Source organism: Bacillus cereus group sp. RP29 (assembly GCF_040459765.1).
Classification (GTDB): domain Bacteria; phylum Bacillota; class Bacilli; order Bacillales; family Bacillaceae_G; genus Bacillus_A; species Bacillus_A paranthracis.
Genome location: NZ_JARVHN010000001.1, coordinates 890,150 through 905,917 on the forward strand (window position 1 = coordinate 890,150; position 15,768 = coordinate 905,917).

A 15,768-nucleotide genomic window follows, 5' to 3' on the forward strand; every position below is an offset into this window, starting at 1 on the left:
AAAACAACGAAACAAAGGGGAAACCATTATATGTTTATGGACAAACTTGCAAAAGTATTGTTAGCTTGTTGCGGAATATTTTTGGTGATTGGGGTTATTTATTTAGTTGTTTTTGCGAAGTAAACGAGCGTCAATCGTGGCATAATGATATTGCCATAGATTGACGCTTTTAATATATATGAAAAGGAATAAGCTATGAAAATCAACCAATACATAAGCGAAGCAAAATCCTGCTCAAGACGTGAAACAGATCGCCTTATTAAAGCTGGACGCGTGGCGATTAACGGCGAAATATGTACGCACGGTGCACTTGTGAGCGCAGGTGATGTTGTAACGATTGATGGGCAGGTTATTGCAAAAGAAGAGAAAGAAAAGGTGTATATCGCCTTTCATAAGCCAGTTGGTATTACTTGTACAGCAGCTGATCATATTGAGGATAATATTATTGATTATATTAATTACCCTGAGCGTATCTTTCCTGTTGGACGATTAGATAAAGCGTCAGAAGGCCTTATTTTATTAACGAATGACGGTGCGATTGCAAATCAAATTTTACATGGTGATCATGAGCACGAGAAGGAATATGTTGTCACAGTCGATAAACCTTTTACGGACTGGTTTATTGATGAGATGTCCAGCGGTGTAAAGATTAAAGATGGAATGACGAAGCCATGTAAAGTGACGAGAGTGGATCAGTCTACATTTCGCATCGTTTTAACGCAAGGAATGAACAGACAAATTCGTAGAATGAGCCGTGTTTTCGGGTTTACTGTAACAAAGTTAAAGCGAGTACGCATTATGAATATAGAGCTAAATGAGCTTGAAGTTGGAAAGTGGCGGAGCGTTACAGCTGAAGAGTTAGAAATTTTAATAGGGCAGTTATAGGGAGGGGAAATTTTCTCCCTATATTTTTTTGTCAGAAAAAATAAAACTATTGATTTTTTAAAAAATAGCCCATATAATAAAAAACAACAAGTTTCGACAAGATATTTTATAAAAGTAATGATGAGGACATGAGTTGTTTTTTACGATTCTCAGAGAGGGAAGCCTTAGGCTGTGAGCTTCCTAATACGGAAAGACGAACTTACCACCTCTAAACTTCAAGAGTGAACTGCATGCATAATGCATTGTAATTCTTGGCGGATAAAACCGTTATCAATTTACACGAGCTATAAAATGAGCTTATTTCGTTATAAATTCATTTTATTAGAATAAGGGTGGAACCACGATTTCAACACTCGTCCCTTTGTTAGGGACGGGTGTTTTTTGCGTTCTTTTACGGGGAAGTATGCTTGAAAGAGGATATATGACGGATTTTAATTCAGAATATTTTGTTAATTTATAATTATGTAGGAGGTTAGTAGAAATGAAATCATCTTTAAAGTTTTCTGAGATGTTTGCAATAAGTTTAATGTTATTTGCACTATTTTTCGGTGCGGGTAATATGATTTTTCCACCAGCATTAGGACAAGGCGCTGGAACAGATGTATGGATCGCGCTATTTGGTTTTGTCGTAACAGGCGTTGGATTGCCTTTATTAGGAGTTATCGTTATAGCTTTAAAGGGAGATATTAATGAGCTAGCAGGGCGTGTACACCCTATATTCGCACTAGTTTTTATTACTGCAATTTATTTATGTTTAGGCGTATTCGTAAGTGTGCCGCGTACAGGAACGGTTGCTTATGAAATGAGTGTTGCACCATTTTTACCAAGTGAAATAGCTGGTCAATCGTATCCACTTGTTATCTTTACATTTATTTTCTTTGCTCTCACTTTCTATTTAGCTTTAAACCCATCAAAATTAGTGGGCCGCATCGGTAAAGTATTAACTCCGATTTTATTAGCTGTTATTGCAATTATTGTAGGTAAAGCACTTATTACACCAATGGGTGAATTTGGTGCACCGACAGAAGCATATAGTGCTCCGCTATTTAAAGGTTTTATTGACGGATATTTAACTTTAGATGGACTTGCAGCACTTGTATTCGGAAATGTTGTTATTCATGCGTTAAAAGAAAAAGGTATTACAAATAAAAATAGCATTGCAAAAGTAACAATTTTTGCAGGATTTATTGCAGCACTTGGTTTACTACTCGTTTACTTAGCGCTTGCTTATCTCGGAGCTTCTAGTGTCTCTCTTGGAATGGGGGCAAACGGCGGAATTATTTTAACAAACGTTGTAAATCATTTATTCGGTAGTTACGGAACTTTATTATTAGGAATCGCAATTTCAGCAGCATGTTTAACAACTTCAGTAGGGATTGTCGCAGCTTGCGGAGAATATTTCTCTTCTTTATTACCGAAGCTTTCTTATCAAAAAGTTGTTTTCATTTTCTGTGTATTAGCATTTATGGTAGCGAATCTTGGTTTAACTCAGTTAAATGCATTAGCATTACCAATCTTAATCGCAATTTACCCAATTGGTATCGTGCTAATTATATTATCACTGGTTGAAAACTATATTCGTCTTCCTTTAGTCATGTATGTAGGTGGTATTGTAGGAGCATTCATGATTAGCTTCTTTGATGGATTACACAATGCAAATCTTGAGATTGCAGCATTAACACCAATTTTAAATAAAATTCCATTATATAGTGTTGGGATTGGTTGGTTCGTTCCTGCTCTAGTAGGTATTGTAATTGGATATGTCATTTCATTGTTTCAAAAGCAAGAAGTTGCTGTAGAAAAATAGAGAAAAGAGGCTTTCTATGAAAGAAAGCCTCTTTTTTTTGTAGAAAAAGCCACATATAAGGAAATTCAGATATTTAAAGTTTTATACGTAATATAGTTGACAAAAAAATTATGAGTAGGCTAAGATTGACTTAGTTGTGGAAATATTGGAAGGAAAGTGAGGAGTGAAAGGTATAAGGTTTTCTATAACAATATTATTTTTGTAGATAGAGGTGATCAAGTAGGAAGATGGATAGTTTTATTTTTTTTGAGATTCATTGAGAATGATAATCAACAAAATAAATAGAGACTTATGTTAAAATAAGAATCGCTCTTTATAAAGAATAGAGAGGGATATTATTTTTAACATTAATTGAGAATGATAATCAATAATATCTGTATTACATAAACAAATTACAATTAAATAAGGATAGAAGATTATTATTTTTTTCTAATATAATGAGAATAATTATCATTTTCAAAGAGTATGGATGAAAGATAAACAAGGAGGAAGTAAGCCAAATGAGAAAGATTTCTGTATTACCCGCTTTTATTATAACGTTCGTATGTATGCTAGCTTTTCTTATCATGCCATATGGGAAAGTTTCAGCACAACTAGCTGACGGTACGTATGACATTAACTATGTCATTCAAAAAGCAGAAAATGATTCAGCTTCAATGGCAAATGATTATTTTGAAAAACCAGCTAAGCTAATTGTGAAAAATGGTGAGATGAGAGTGCAAATCCCGATGAATCATAGTGCTTGGATTACAGAATTTAAAGCACCTGAAAACGGGAATTTTGTTGATGCAAAAGTAGTTAGCAAGGACGAGGCTGCTGATAAAAGAACGGTTGAATTTAAAATTGATGATTTATCAAAACCATTAGGAGTAAAAATTCATGTTGTCGTACCAAGTGCAAACTATGACCACCACTACACAATTCGTTTTGCTTTTGATGCAAATGTAAAAGCTGTAGGTGGAGATAACGGCGCGGCTGCTACAACAAAAAACAATGATCAAACGAAAACAGGTACACAAGTTAAAGAAGAGAAAGCAAAAGTAGAGAATAAAGAAACAACAAAAGAAGCGAACAAAGAGACAAATAAAGATACAAAAAATGAAAATGGTAAAGCTGAAAAAACAGATAATCCTAAAACAGGCGATGAAGCACGTATCGGATTATTTGCGGTGTTAATTCTTATTTCAGGTGTTTTCTTAATTCGTAACGTGAAGTTTAATAAATAAATAAAAAGGAGCGTTATTTCATTGAACAGGTATCTTAAGATTGTTGTTGCTATGTTTTTAATGATATTTACATTCGTATCAACACTACAACCACTTGCAGTTCAAGCAGCTACTCAATTAGCTGACGGTGAATACTCAATCGGTTTTAAAGTTCTTAAAGACGCATCGGATGAAGTATCCATGATGAATGAATACTCTGTAAGTCCAGGAACTTTAAAAGTGAAGGATGGGAAAAAGAAAGTGTCCTTTACATTAAAAAATAGTTCATGGATTACGAAATTTGAAACAGACAAAGCAGGTCAACTTGTTGAGACAAATGTAATTAGTGAAGATAAAGAAAAAGATACAAGAGTAGTAGAATTCGATGTGGAAGATGTAGAGAAGATATTAAAAGCGAAAGTAAAAGTAGATATTGATTTTCTGAACTATCATCATGAATATGATGTTCGTATTGCATTTGATCAAAATAGCATTACACCAATTCATGTAGAAAAACCAGATGAAAAAGAGGACCCAGCTAATAAGCCAGATCCAAATGAAACTACGGATCCAGGTCAGAAGCCCGACCAAAAGCCTGACCCAGATCAACAACCAAATTCTAACACAATTGAAGATGGTGCGTACAGCATTCCTTTCAAAGTGTTAAAAGATCAAACAGATGAAGAATCTAAAATGAATAGTTACATGGAAAATCCAGGAGTATTGAAAGTAGAAAATGGTAAGAAAAAAGCGGTTGTAACGTTAAAAAGTAGCTCATTAATTAAAAATTTCCAAACGGAAAAAGATGGTGCATTTGTTGATGCAAAAGTAGTGAGTGAAGATAAAGAAAAAGATACAAGAGTAGTAGAGTTTGAAGTAGCTGATTTATCGAAAAAACTTAATACAAAAGTATTTATTGAGATGGCATCAAGAAATTATAAACAAACGCATGACGTACAACTTGTATTTGAACAAGACAAAGTGGAAGCTATTAAAAGTGAAGACAAAGAACCAGACGGAGACAAAGAACCAGACGGAGACAAAGAACCAGACGGAGACAAAGGACCAGACGGAGACAAAGAACCAGACGGAGACAAAGAACCAGACGGAGACAAACAACCAGACGGAGACAAACAACCAGACGGAGACAAACAACCAGACGGAGGTAAACAACCAGACGGAGACAAACAACCAGACGGAGACAAACAACCAGACGGAGACAAACAACCAGACGGAGACAAACAACCAGACGGAGACAAACAACCAGACGGAGACAAACAACCAGACGGAGGTAAACAACCAGACGGAGACAAACAACCAGACGGAGGTAAACAACCAGACGGAGACAAACAACCAGACGGAGGTAAACAACCAGACGGAGACAAACAACCAGACGGAGGTAAACAACCAGACGGAGACAAACAACCAGACGGAGGTAAACAACCAGACGGAGACAAACAACCAGACGGAGGTAAACAACCAGACGGAGACAAACAACCAGACGGAGACAAACAACCAGACGGAGATAAACAATCAAACGTAGATACCATTAAAGATGGTGAATACAGTATTGGTTTTAAAGTATTGAAAGATAAAACAGAAGAAATTTCAATGATGAATACGTACACGAAGAGTCCAGGTGTATTAAAAGTGAAAGATGGAAAGAAATATGTATCCTTCACATTAACGAATAGCTCATGGATTACAAAGTTCGAATTTGAAAAGAATAATTCATTTGTTGATGCAAGTGTATTAAGTGAAGATAAGAAAGCTGATACACGTGTAGTAGAAGTGGAAGTAGCTGATTTATCTAAGAAACTAAATGCAAAAGTGAAAGTAGATATTGATTCAATGAATTATCACCATTTCTATGATATTCAATTTGCATTTGATAACGATAGTATTCAACCGTTAGACAACCAAGGTGGAAACAACAATCAAGGCGGAAGTAACGACCAAGATGGAAACGACAACCAAGGTGGAAACAACAACCAAGGCGAAAATAACGACCAAGATGGAAACGATAACCAAGGCGGAAACGACAACCAAGGTGGAAACAACAACCAAGGTGGAAATAACGACCAAGGCGGAAACGACAGCCAAGACGATAACACAGCAATTGATCCAAACGCTCTTAAAGACGGTGAATACAGTATCGGTTTTAAAGTGTTAAAAGATAAAACAGAAGAAATTTCAATGATGAACACATATACGAAGAATCCAGGTGTATTAAAAGTGAAAGATGGAAAGAAATATGTATCCTTCACATTAACAAATAGCTCATGGATTACGAAGTTTGAGTTTGAAAAGAATGGTGCGTTCGTCGATGCGCAAGTATTAGGTACAAATAAAGAGAAAGATACAAGAGTAGTAGAAGTGGAAGTAGATGATTTATCGAAAAAGTTAAATGCAAAAGTGAAGGTAGATATCGATGCAATGAATTATCATCATTTCTATGATATTCAATTTGCATTCGATAAAGGAAGTATTAAAGCTTTAGGTAACCAAGGTGGAGATACTAACCAAGATGGTAATGGTAATCAAATCGGAAGCGACAACCAAGGCGGAAGCGACAACCAAGGTGGAAACGACAACCAAGATGGAACGAATAATCTAAATGAAAACCCAACAGTTGATCCGAAAAATTTAAAAGATGGTCAGTACGATATTGCTTTTAAAGTGTTAAAAGATAAGACAGAAGAAATTTCAATGATGAATCAATATGTTGTAAGTCCAGCAAGATTAACAGTGAAAGATGGCAAGAAGTATGTTGCAATGACACTGAAAAATAGTGACTGGATTACGAAATTCCAAACAGAAAATAATGGTGGATTTGCAGATGCAAAAATAGTAAGTGAAGATAAGGCTGCCAATACAAGAGTCGTAGAATTTGAAGCTAATGATTTATTTGCAAAATTAAATGCAAAAGTAAAAGTAGATATCGATTCAATGAATTACCATCATTTCTACGACGTACAAATTCAATTTGATACGACGAAGATTGGCGCTGTAGGAACGGTAAAAGAAGAGCCAAAGAATGAACCGAAAAACCCAGTAACTACACCAAAAGTAGATAATGTAAAAACAGTAGGAACTCCTGATTTTAACCGAAATGCAGATGGTAAAAAGAAAAACGAAGCTACAAATAATGATTCGAAAAAAGAGAAAAACTCAAAAACTGCAGATACAGCACAACTTGGTTTATACATGATGTTACTGCTAGGTTCACTTGCTTTACTAGTTCGTAAATATAGAGCAGGTAGATTGTAATTTTTGGAGTCTTGATGCATGTTCGCGTGCATCAAGACTTGTTTCATATTGTTTGGAAAGGAGTGGTGATTGAGAGTGAGGAAAATTGCAAGTGTACTAATGGCTATCATTTTATTAGTGAGTATAGCTGGGTGCTCATCACCTAAAAAAGAAACTGCGAAGCAAGTAAAGAGTGAAAGTAAAGAGCGAATTGTTGCAACGACAGTCGCTGTTACTGAAATTATGGATGTGTTAGAAGTAGATTTAGTTGGTGTTCCAACTAGTTCTAAAACCTTACCGAAGCGATATAAAGGTTTACCTGAAGTCGGGAATCCGATGAGTCCTGATATGGAAAAAGTAAAGTCGTTAAAGCCGTCAGAAGTATTATCCGTGACAACACTTGAATATGAATTAAAGCCAGTGTTTGACGGTGTAGGTATGAAAGCAAATTTTGTGGACTTAACTAGTTTAAAAAATATGCAAAATTCCATTAGTAATTTAGGTAAGCAATATGGACGCGAAAAGCAGGCTGAAGCAGTTGTAACGAAGTTAGATAAAAAGGTTGCTAGCATTCAAAAAGAAGTAAAAGGAAAGAAAGAACCGACAGTGCTTATTTTATTAGGTGTACCGGGGAGCTATTTAGTAGCAACTGAGCATTCCTATATTGGTGATTTAGTGAAACAACTAGGTGGTAAAAATATTGTACAAGGTGAACAAGTAGAATATTTAGCTTCTAATACAGAGTATTTAAAGAAAGCTGATCCGGATATTATTTTACGAGCAGCTCATGGTATGCCTGATGAAGTTGTAAAAATGTTTGATAAAGAATTTAAAACAAATGATATTTGGAAACACTTCGCTGCAGTTAAAAATAATCGTGTTTACGATTTAGAAGAGCGTTTATTTGGAACGACAGGAAATTTAGCAGCAATCGAAGCTTTAGATGAATTGAAGAAAATGATGTATCCGTGATGCATTTTCATATAAAGGAAGAGTGAAATGAATAAAAAAACTTGGAGTTTCTTCATTGTTACTGTATTGCTTATTGTTATGACGTCATTGTCAGCGATGAAAGGGAGTTTAGAGGTTGGTATCGTTGACCTTGTACAAGGGATATTTACAGGGGCAAATGAAGATGTTGAGGTCATTAAAGATTTACGTTTCCCGCGCATTATTATTGCACTGTTCACTGGGGCGGCTCTTGCTGTTTCTGGTGTTCTTTTTCAAGCTGTAATGAAAAATCCACTTGCCGATGCTGGGGTAATCGGTATATCTTCAGGAGCAAGTTTTATGACACTTGTTATTATTACGTTATTCCCGCAATTCTTTTTCTGGACACCAGTATTCGCCTTTTTAGGTGGTGCGTTTGCGTGTTATCTCGTTTATGCCTTTTCATGGAAGTCAGGGTTAAGTCCACTTCGTATTATTTTAGTTGGTATAGCTATTAATGCGATGTTTACTGGATTAAATGAATCTTTCATTACGATTTGTGGATATTTCATTAAGAGTATTAAGCAAACGACGACTTCTAATATAACGATGAAGACGTGGGGCGATGTAGAAATAATGGTTACGTATGGAACAATTGGTTTGGTTCTTGCACTGTTTGTAGGAGCTTGGTGTAATTTATTATCGCTACAAGATAAGACTGCGAAAAACTTAGGTTTGCACGTGACGAGAGTTCGTCTTATTATTTCTGCTATTGCAGTACTCTTAGCTGCAGTATCAACAGCGATTGCAAGTGTTATTGCTTTTGTAGGATTACTCGTTCCGCACATTTCAAGGCAATTAGTCGGTTCAGATCATAAAGTATTAATTCCATTTTCTGCTCTTGCAGGAGCGTTATTAATTTTGACGGCGGATACGATTGGAAGGTTAATTGTACCACCTAACGAAATTCCAGCGGCGACGATTATGGCAGTTATTGGTGGCCCATTCTTAATATTCTTGCTTAGAAAGAGTGATAAAGTTCATGGAAATTAAAAATGTAACCTTTTCATACGATAATGTAACAAATCGTTTAAAGTCTGTTAGTAGTGAAATAGAGATTGGGAAAATTACAACAATCATTGGTCCGAATGGTTGCGGAAAATCAACATTACTTGGTGTTATGTCTAGAAATCATGCTCCTAATAGTGGGGAAGTAATACTTGATGGAAAAACGATTAGTGAGTATAAACCGAAAGAGTTCGCTAGAAAGTTAGCTGTTGTCCATCAACAAAATGAGGCGCCAGCAGATATTACAGTGGAAAAACTAATAAGCTTTGGGCGTATGCCATATAAAAATGTTTTTTCTTCGCAAACTGATGAAGATAGAGAAGCAATTGAGCGTGCACTAACATGTACAAATTTGCAAAGTAAGCGTGAAAAGCCAATTCATGCTTTATCGGGCGGAGAGAGACAGCGAGTTTGGATCGCGATGACATTAGCTCAAAGTACACCAATGCTTTTCTTAGATGAACCGACAACATATTTAGATATTTATTATCAGCTAGAAATATTAGAGTTAGTGAAAGAGTTAAATGAAGTGTATGGATTAACGATTGTGATGGTACTACATGATATTAATCAAGCCATTCGTTATAGTGATCATATTATCGTTATGAAAGATGGGGAAATTGTTACGAAAGGTAATCCTAATGAGGTAATAACAGAAGAAATGGTTAAAGCAATATATGGTGTAGATGTCGTTGTAAAACAAGACGAAGATACAGGGTTATACATGGTACCAATGGGAATTTAAAGGCTGGGCATAATCCGTTTTGAGGTGATAATTTGAATAGTAAGAAAGAACGGAAAAAGAATTCTTTTTTTCAACGAATACTTACAATTGTATTTTTAGGAATCTTTTTCTATTCAATGTATGAATTGGGTGGGATTTTCATGGATTATTATGAAAATCGTAAAGTAATGGCTGAAGCGCAACATATTTATAAGAGAAGTCCAATGGAAGAAAAATCAGAAGATGGGGAAGTACGTAAACAGTTTCAAGCTCTCCAAAAAATTAATCCAGAAATAGTGGGATGGATTACGATGGATGATACACAAATCAATTATCCAATCGTTCAAGCGAAGGATAATGATTACTATTTATTTCGTAATTATAAAGGCGAGGATATGAGAGCGGGAAGTATTTTTATGGATTATCGTAATGATGTGAAATCTCAAAACCGAAATACTATTTTATATGGTCATCGTATGAAGGACGGTTCTATGTTTGGAAGTTTAAAAAAGATGTTGGATGAAGATTTCTTCATGTCCCATCGTAAATTGTATTACGATACATTATTTGAAGGATACGACGTTGAAGTTTTTTCAGTATATACGACAACGACGGACTTTTATTACATTGAAACGGATTTTGAAAGCGATGCAGCGTATACAGCATTCTTAAAGCAAATTCAAGATAAATCCCTTTACAAAACGGATACGAAATTGACGGCTAATGATGAAATTATAACACTTTCTACATGTGACTATGCACTTGATCCAGAAGCAGGAAGATTAGTCGTACATGCGAAACTAGTAAAAAGACAGTAAATAAAAAAGTATAGAATATGAGAAGTGGTAACGCTTCTCATATTCTATACTTTAAAAAAACAGTTTTTACTGTGCTGCAGCCATTGGCATACGTACAACTTTTACATCATAGTAAGAGATTTTATTATCAAGAATATAATCTGGCATTCCGCCTTGATGGGAGTGAGCAGCTTTAAATGCTGGGCTCTTTGTCCAACCTTGGAAATCTTCTTTTGCATTCCAGCGCGTGCTAATTGTTACCTCGTCATAATCAACTGTATTTTGCGTTAGAAGAACTTCTAATCCTAAAAATCCTGGCATTGTTTCGACTTGACCTACTTTATTAAAACGATCAATTAATTTATGTCCATTTCCCTTTGTAATTTTAGCTGTATTTGTAACAATAATCATGTTTATTCCTCCTATAAGTTGTAGCCTTTATTTTCGAGAATTCATATACATTAAATGATAATGAAAATCATTATCATTGTCAATGGTAATCTTAAATTATGATAATATTTTTAATCCCGCTATTTGTTGGGCAGTAAGACCCCCACCTCAAAATTTAGCGAAAGCGAAGAAGTTAGGTGGAGGGCGGGCTGATTAAAGTTTCACTTTATGTAGTATAATATCCTCCTGTTGACTATATATTTAACTTGGTTATATATTGTGTAAATAGAATCAATCGAAAATATATAGAAGTAAAGTATGGTTTATACTTTGCTGTCGCAATACTATGAACAAGGAGGGCATTATGGTTGAATCACTTTTACTTAGTATCGTTATTATTATTACATTAGGTATTGCTTCACAATGGACTGCATGGCGCTTCCAGCTTCCTGCGATTGTTGTTATGGCAGTTGCTGGATTATTAATTGGTCCGGTTTTCGGTATTATTAATCCAAAAGAGGTGCTTGGGGATGTTTTTAGTCCACTCGTATCACTCTCTGTTGCGATTATATTGTTTGAGGGTAGTTTAAGTTTAGATATACGTGAACTGAGGGGGCTATCAAAACCAGTATTTCGTATCGTTACGTTTGGTGCGTTTATCGCGTGGATTGCTGGTTCACTTGCAGCTCATTACGTCGCTGGATTAGATTGGGCGGTTGCATTTATTATTGGAGGACTTTTTATTGTGACAGGTCCAACGGTAATTATTCCGTTGTTACGCCAAGCGCGATTAAAACCAAGAACAGCTGCAATTTTAAAATGGGAAGGGATTATCGTTGATCCATTTGGCGCTTTGCTTGCTGTATTCGCCTTTCAAATTGTAAATTTCTTAACGAAAGAAAATGTACAATTACATACGTTGCTGTACTTCTTTGCAGGTTCATTATTTGCAATGGTACTCGGTTATGTATTTAGTATTTTTATGAGCTATATGATTTTAAAGGGAAAAGTACCAGAATATTTAAAAGCCCCAATTTTGCTAGTTACGGTACTGTTATGTTTTGGCATTGCGGATGAAGTGATGCATGAAACAGGTATGCTAGCTGTGACAGTAATGGGGATTACGCTTGCGCGGATGAAAAAATATATTTCTTCTATCGGTGATATTCGTCATTTTAACGAAAATATTTCTGTGCTACTAACGTCGACTGTTTTTATCATATTAACAGCATCCCTTCCAAGAACAACGATTATGGAGATTTTCAGCTGGCCTATTATAAGCTTCGTACTTATGATGCTATTTGTTGTACGCCCTTTATCGATTTGGATATCGACAATCGGCACAGAGTTAACAAAAGCAGAACGGGCGCTAGTTGGCTGGATTGCGCCGCGAGGTATTGTTGCATTAACGGTTTCAAGTTACTTTGCGACGGAGTTATTACAAGAAGGTTATAAAGATGCTTCTATATTAACGGCACTTACATTTGCACTCGTTATTACGACCGTTTGTGCTCATGGATTTTCAATTGGATTTTTAGCGAAAAGATTGGGATTGGCGAATACGGAGCCACCGGGAATTTTAATTTCAGGTGCGAGTACATTCTCATCTGCTTTTGCATTGCACTGTAAAGAGATGGGTATTCCGAGCTTAATTGTAGATGTATCAGAAGAGCATTTGCAATGTGCAAAGGTGAAAGGGCTTAATACATATAATGGTCAAGTACTCTCTGAACAGTTACAATTTGAAGTTGATATGAATCAGTATGAATACTTAATTGCAGTTACAGATACGGATTCTTATAATGTATTAGTCGCAAATACATACGTACCACAGTTTGGACATCATAATACATTTTTACTTCCAATCCATGATGTAGAAAAGATTGAACAAGAACGCATTTCCCTTTCGAAAAAAGCTCATTTACTGTTTGGTCAAAATGAAATTTATGAAGAATTAAATAGAAAAATTGAAGATGGTTATACGTTTAAAACGATACAAGTTGCAGAAGAACAAAAGATTAATAAAGAAGAAATCGATTCAGAGGATTTAATATTATTTATTCGCCATAGAGATGGTAGTCTTACTTTTTCAACATTGTATAAATATATAGCTGTTATGCCAGGGGATGAGCTAGTTGTACTAGCAAAGCAATAATATGGTATAGTGAAACGAGGCTGTTTTTCAGTCTCGTTTTTTAAGTGCTTCCTATAGAGAAAGCATGCAAATGGAAAGGAAGTTTTTATATGCGATCAGAAGTAACTGTAAAAATAAAACCGAAATTTATAAAAGAAATTAAAAGTGGATATCCGCTTATTTTAAAAGATGCGATTCAAAATTTAAATGATGTTCAGGAAGAAGGAACAATCATTAAAGTGGTAGATGAGAAGAACCATTTTGTCGGAAAAGGTTATTATGGAAAACAAAATAAAGGATACGGCTGGATTTTAACGAGAAAAGAGAGTGAACAAATTAATCAATCTTTCTTTGAAAGTAAAATTAAATCTGCCTTACATAAACGAAAGCAATTTTATAAATCAAGTGATACGACAGCATTCCGCGCTCTAAACGGTGAAGGTGATGGGCTTGGAGGCTTAATCATCGATTATTATGACGGCTATTATGTAGTAAGTTGGTATAGCGAAGGGATTTATACTTTCAGAGATGAGATTATAGCAGCTCTTCAAAAAGTAGCAAATTTTAAAGGTATTTATGAGAAGAAGCGCTTTGATACGAAAGGGAAATACATTGAAGGCGATGATTTCGTAGCAGGAGAGCGCGGTGAGTTCCCGCTTATCGTAAAAGAGAATGGTGTGAATTTCGCTGTTTATTTAAATGACGGAGCGATGGTTGGTGTATTTTTAGATCAGCGTAACGTGCGAAAACAAATTCGTGATAAATATGCGAAGGGAAGAACAGTGTTAAATATGTTCTCTTATACAGGTGCCTTCTCTGTATTTGCAGCGCTTGGCGGAGCAAGCAAAACGACGAGTGTCGACCTTGCAAATCGTAGTTTAAGTAAAACGATTGAGCAGTTTAGTGTAAATGAAGTTGATTATGAAGCGCAAGATATCATTGTAGAAGATGTATTTCTTTACTTCAAATATGCAGCGAAGAAAAAAATGAAATTTGATATGGTCGTACTTGACCCTCCAAGCTTTGCGCGTTCAAAAAAATATACATTTAGTGCAGCGAAAGATTATAAAAACTTATTAAAAGAAACAATTGCCATTACAGAAAATAACGGGATTATCGTTGCTTCAACAAATTGTAGCGCATTCGATATGAAAAAGTTTAAAGGCTTTATCGATACAGCCTTTAAAGAAATGAATGGTAAATATAAAATATTAGAAGAACATTCTTTACCAGAAGATTTCCGTACAATCGATCAATTTAAAGAAGGAGACTATTTAAAAGTAGTTTTCATCGAGAAAATTAAAGGATAATAAAGAAAAAGGAGCTCGAGTTTACTTGAGCTCCTTTTCTTATTGAACGATATTTTGTACTCTACCGACTTGCCCGTCCTGCAATCGCACTTTAATGCCATGCGGATGAGAAGGGGAGTTCGTTAAAATATCTTTTACAATGCCACGTGTTAATTTGCCAGTTCGTTGATCTTGTTTTAATACAATATCAACTTCAAGGCCGGGTGCGATATTAGAACGTTTTTGTCCGTTCATTTATACACCTGTACGTCTACGTTGGTTGTTTGTCTTTTTCGTTTGTTGGTTTTGTAACTTTTTTGTTTCTTGGCTTTGGTTTTTGGCATTTTGACCATTACCGTTACCTTGCTTTTTCTTTGCAAGTTGTTCGCGCATTAAATCAGCTAAGCTTACTTTTTTGTTTTCTGACATGATAAGTCTCCTTTATATAAAGTTAATTATGAACAATCGTAGTGAATTTCATCATATCATTGTTAAGGAAGGAAGGGAAGTTGGTTTGAAAATTCATATATTTGTTTCAAGTCTGTAGTAGTTACGATACAATTGAATTGTTAACGTTTGTAAAAAGGGGATAGACATATGTCACATCATATATTATTAGTTGAAGATGATCTCTCAATTCAAGAGATGGTGGAAAAGTATTTAATAAAAGAGGGCTTTCAAGTTACAATCGCGTCTGATGGAGAAGAGGGCGTGAACACATATTTAAAAGGTTCATTTGATTTGATTATCCTAGACATTATGATGCCAAAGTTAGATGGCTTAGAGGTTGTGCGAATCATTCGAGAAAAAAGTGCTGTTCCGATTTTAATGATGTCGGCAAAAGATACAGATGTTGATAAAGCTGTCGGATTAGGGCTTGGAGCAGATGATTACATTTGTAAGCCATTTTCTATGATTGAATTAGCCGCGCGTGTAAAAGCAGGAATTCGGAGATCTACGAAATATTCAGCTACAGAAACAACAGAAAAGATGATTCAAATTGGTGATTTAACGATTGATCCAATTAATTTTACTGTGGAAAAAAACGGGAAGCCTCTCAAACTTACTTTAAAAGAATTTGAGATTTTAAAACTGTTTGTAAAGAATCAAAATCGTGTATTTACAAAAGCACAAATATATACGCTAATTTGGAACGAAGAGTATTACGGTGACGATAACGTTATTAATGTTCATATGAGAAGATTGCGTGAGAAAATCGAAAGTGATCCATCTAATCCAGAATACATTAAAACGTTATGGGGTATCGGTTATAAGTTGGAAGTGATGTAA

At 35.3% G+C, this 15,768-nt stretch carries 14 protein-coding genes and 1 other annotated feature; of the genes, 11 read left to right on the plus strand and 3 right to left on the minus strand.

Annotated elements, in window-relative coordinates; genetic code table 11:
• The first annotated feature begins 195 nt into the window (after positions 1-195).
• From QCI47_RS04625 to srtB, 8 genes are all read left to right on the plus strand, one after another.
• Complete coding sequence (locus QCI47_RS04625; RefSeq protein ID WP_309422305.1) at positions 196-885, plus strand: 23S rRNA pseudouridine(2604) synthase RluF; 690 nt, start codon at positions 196-198, stop codon at positions 883-885.
• Between the two features lie 108 nt (positions 886-993).
• Positions 994-1,249 (plus strand) — a binding site (T-box leader).
• Between the two features lie 117 nt (positions 1,250-1,366).
• Positions 1,367-2,692: a branched-chain amino acid transport system II carrier protein BrnQ6 gene (gene brnQ6 / locus QCI47_RS04630; RefSeq protein WP_061132074.1), complete on the plus strand. Its 1,326-nt coding sequence runs from the start codon at positions 1,367-1,369 to the stop codon at positions 2,690-2,692.
• 500 nt (positions 2,693-3,192) lie between these two features.
• A complete protein-coding gene (gene isdC / locus QCI47_RS04635) occupies positions 3,193-3,918 on the plus strand; it encodes a heme uptake protein IsdC (protein WP_061132075.1) in 726 nt (241 codons plus the stop codon).
• A gap of 51 nt (positions 3,919-3,969) precedes the next feature.
• On the plus strand, positions 3,970-7,167 hold the full coding sequence (locus tag QCI47_RS04640; protein WP_353812002.1) for an NEAT domain-containing protein: 3,198 nt from the start codon (positions 3,970-3,972) through the stop codon (positions 7,165-7,167).
• Between the two features lie 69 nt (positions 7,168-7,236).
• Positions 7,237-8,118, plus strand: coding sequence for a heme ABC transporter substrate-binding protein IsdE (gene isdE, locus QCI47_RS04645; RefSeq protein WP_002163510.1), 882 nt, complete (start codon positions 7,237-7,239; stop codon positions 8,116-8,118).
• Positions 8,119-8,145: 27 nt separating this feature from the next.
• Entirely contained in the window at positions 8,146-9,129 is a 984-nt protein-coding gene (locus tag QCI47_RS04650) for a FecCD family ABC transporter permease (protein ID WP_353811707.1), read from the plus strand.
• Complete coding sequence (locus QCI47_RS04655) at positions 9,119-9,889, plus strand: ABC transporter ATP-binding protein (protein ID WP_000403755.1); 771 nt, start codon at positions 9,119-9,121, stop codon at positions 9,887-9,889. The genes QCI47_RS04650 and QCI47_RS04655 overlap by 11 nt, the downstream gene beginning before the upstream one ends.
• Positions 9,890-9,921: 32 nt before the next feature.
• The gene (gene srtB, locus QCI47_RS04660; protein WP_001086113.1) at positions 9,922-10,686 is read left to right on the plus strand and encodes a class B sortase; all 765 of its coding nucleotides are present in this window, start codon (positions 9,922-9,924) and stop codon (positions 10,684-10,686) included.
• Positions 10,687-10,752: 66 nt separating this feature from the next.
• Here the strand turns inward: srtB and isdG are convergent, their stop codons facing one another.
• The gene (gene isdG, locus QCI47_RS04665) at positions 10,753-11,076 is read right to left on the minus strand and encodes a heme oxygenase (RefSeq protein WP_000587815.1); all 324 of its coding nucleotides are present in this window, start codon (positions 11,074-11,076) and stop codon (positions 10,753-10,755) included.
• Positions 11,077-11,419: 343 nt separating this feature from the next.
• On the opposite strand from isdG, the gene QCI47_RS04670 reads away from it, so the two are divergent.
• Positions 11,420-13,210, plus strand: coding sequence for a cation:proton antiporter (locus tag QCI47_RS04670; RefSeq protein ID WP_000230341.1), 1,791 nt, complete (start codon positions 11,420-11,422; stop codon positions 13,208-13,210).
• An 89-nt stretch (positions 13,211-13,299) separates the two neighbouring features.
• Complete coding sequence (locus QCI47_RS04675; protein WP_001255958.1) at positions 13,300-14,499, plus strand: class I SAM-dependent rRNA methyltransferase; 1,200 nt, start codon at positions 13,300-13,302, stop codon at positions 14,497-14,499.
• A 39-nt stretch (positions 14,500-14,538) separates the two neighbouring features.
• Here the strand turns inward: QCI47_RS04675 and QCI47_RS04680 are convergent, their stop codons facing one another.
• Entirely contained in the window at positions 14,539-14,733 is a 195-nt protein-coding gene (locus QCI47_RS04680; protein ID WP_001014310.1) for a YwbE family protein, read from the minus strand.
• A complete protein-coding gene (locus QCI47_RS04685) occupies positions 14,734-14,907 on the minus strand; it encodes a hypothetical protein (protein ID WP_001293578.1) in 174 nt (57 codons plus the stop codon).
• A gap of 168 nt (positions 14,908-15,075) precedes the next feature.
• Here QCI47_RS04685 and QCI47_RS04690 point away from each other — a divergent pair, with 168 nt between their 5' ends.
• Positions 15,076-15,768 carry a response regulator transcription factor gene (locus tag QCI47_RS04690; RefSeq protein WP_000018056.1) on the plus strand — a complete coding sequence of 231 codons (693 nt, stop codon included), beginning with the start codon at positions 15,076-15,078 and terminating at the stop codon, positions 15,766-15,768.

Coding starts and splice junctions, on each gene's coding strand:
- QCI47_RS04625 (WP_309422305.1), top strand. CDS start 196: ATGAAAATCAACCAATACATAAGCGAAGCAAAATCCTGCTCAAGACGT.
- brnQ6 (WP_061132074.1), top strand. CDS start 1,367: ATGAAATCATCTTTAAAGTTTTCTGAGATGTTTGCAATAAGTTTAATG.
- isdC (WP_061132075.1), top strand. CDS start 3,193: ATGAGAAAGATTTCTGTATTACCCGCTTTTATTATAACGTTCGTATGT.
- QCI47_RS04640 (WP_353812002.1), top strand. CDS start 3,970: ATGTTTTTAATGATATTTACATTCGTATCAACACTACAACCACTTGCA.
- QCI47_RS04650 (WP_353811707.1), top strand. CDS start 8,146: ATGAATAAAAAAACTTGGAGTTTCTTCATTGTTACTGTATTGCTTATT.
- QCI47_RS04655 (WP_000403755.1), top strand. CDS start 9,119: ATGGAAATTAAAAATGTAACCTTTTCATACGATAATGTAACAAATCGT.
- isdG (WP_000587815.1), bottom strand. CDS start 11,076: ATGATTATTGTTACAAATACAGCTAAAATTACAAAGGGAAATGGACAT.
- QCI47_RS04670 (WP_000230341.1), top strand. CDS start 11,420: ATGGTTGAATCACTTTTACTTAGTATCGTTATTATTATTACATTAGGT.
- QCI47_RS04675 (WP_001255958.1), top strand. CDS start 13,300: ATGCGATCAGAAGTAACTGTAAAAATAAAACCGAAATTTATAAAAGAA.
- QCI47_RS04680 (WP_001014310.1), bottom strand. CDS start 14,733: ATGAACGGACAAAAACGTTCTAATATCGCACCCGGCCTTGAAGTTGAT.
- QCI47_RS04685 (WP_001293578.1), bottom strand. CDS start 14,907: ATGTCAGAAAACAAAAAAGTAAGCTTAGCTGATTTAATGCGCGAACAA.
- QCI47_RS04690 (WP_000018056.1), top strand. CDS start 15,076: ATGTCACATCATATATTATTAGTTGAAGATGATCTCTCAATTCAAGAG.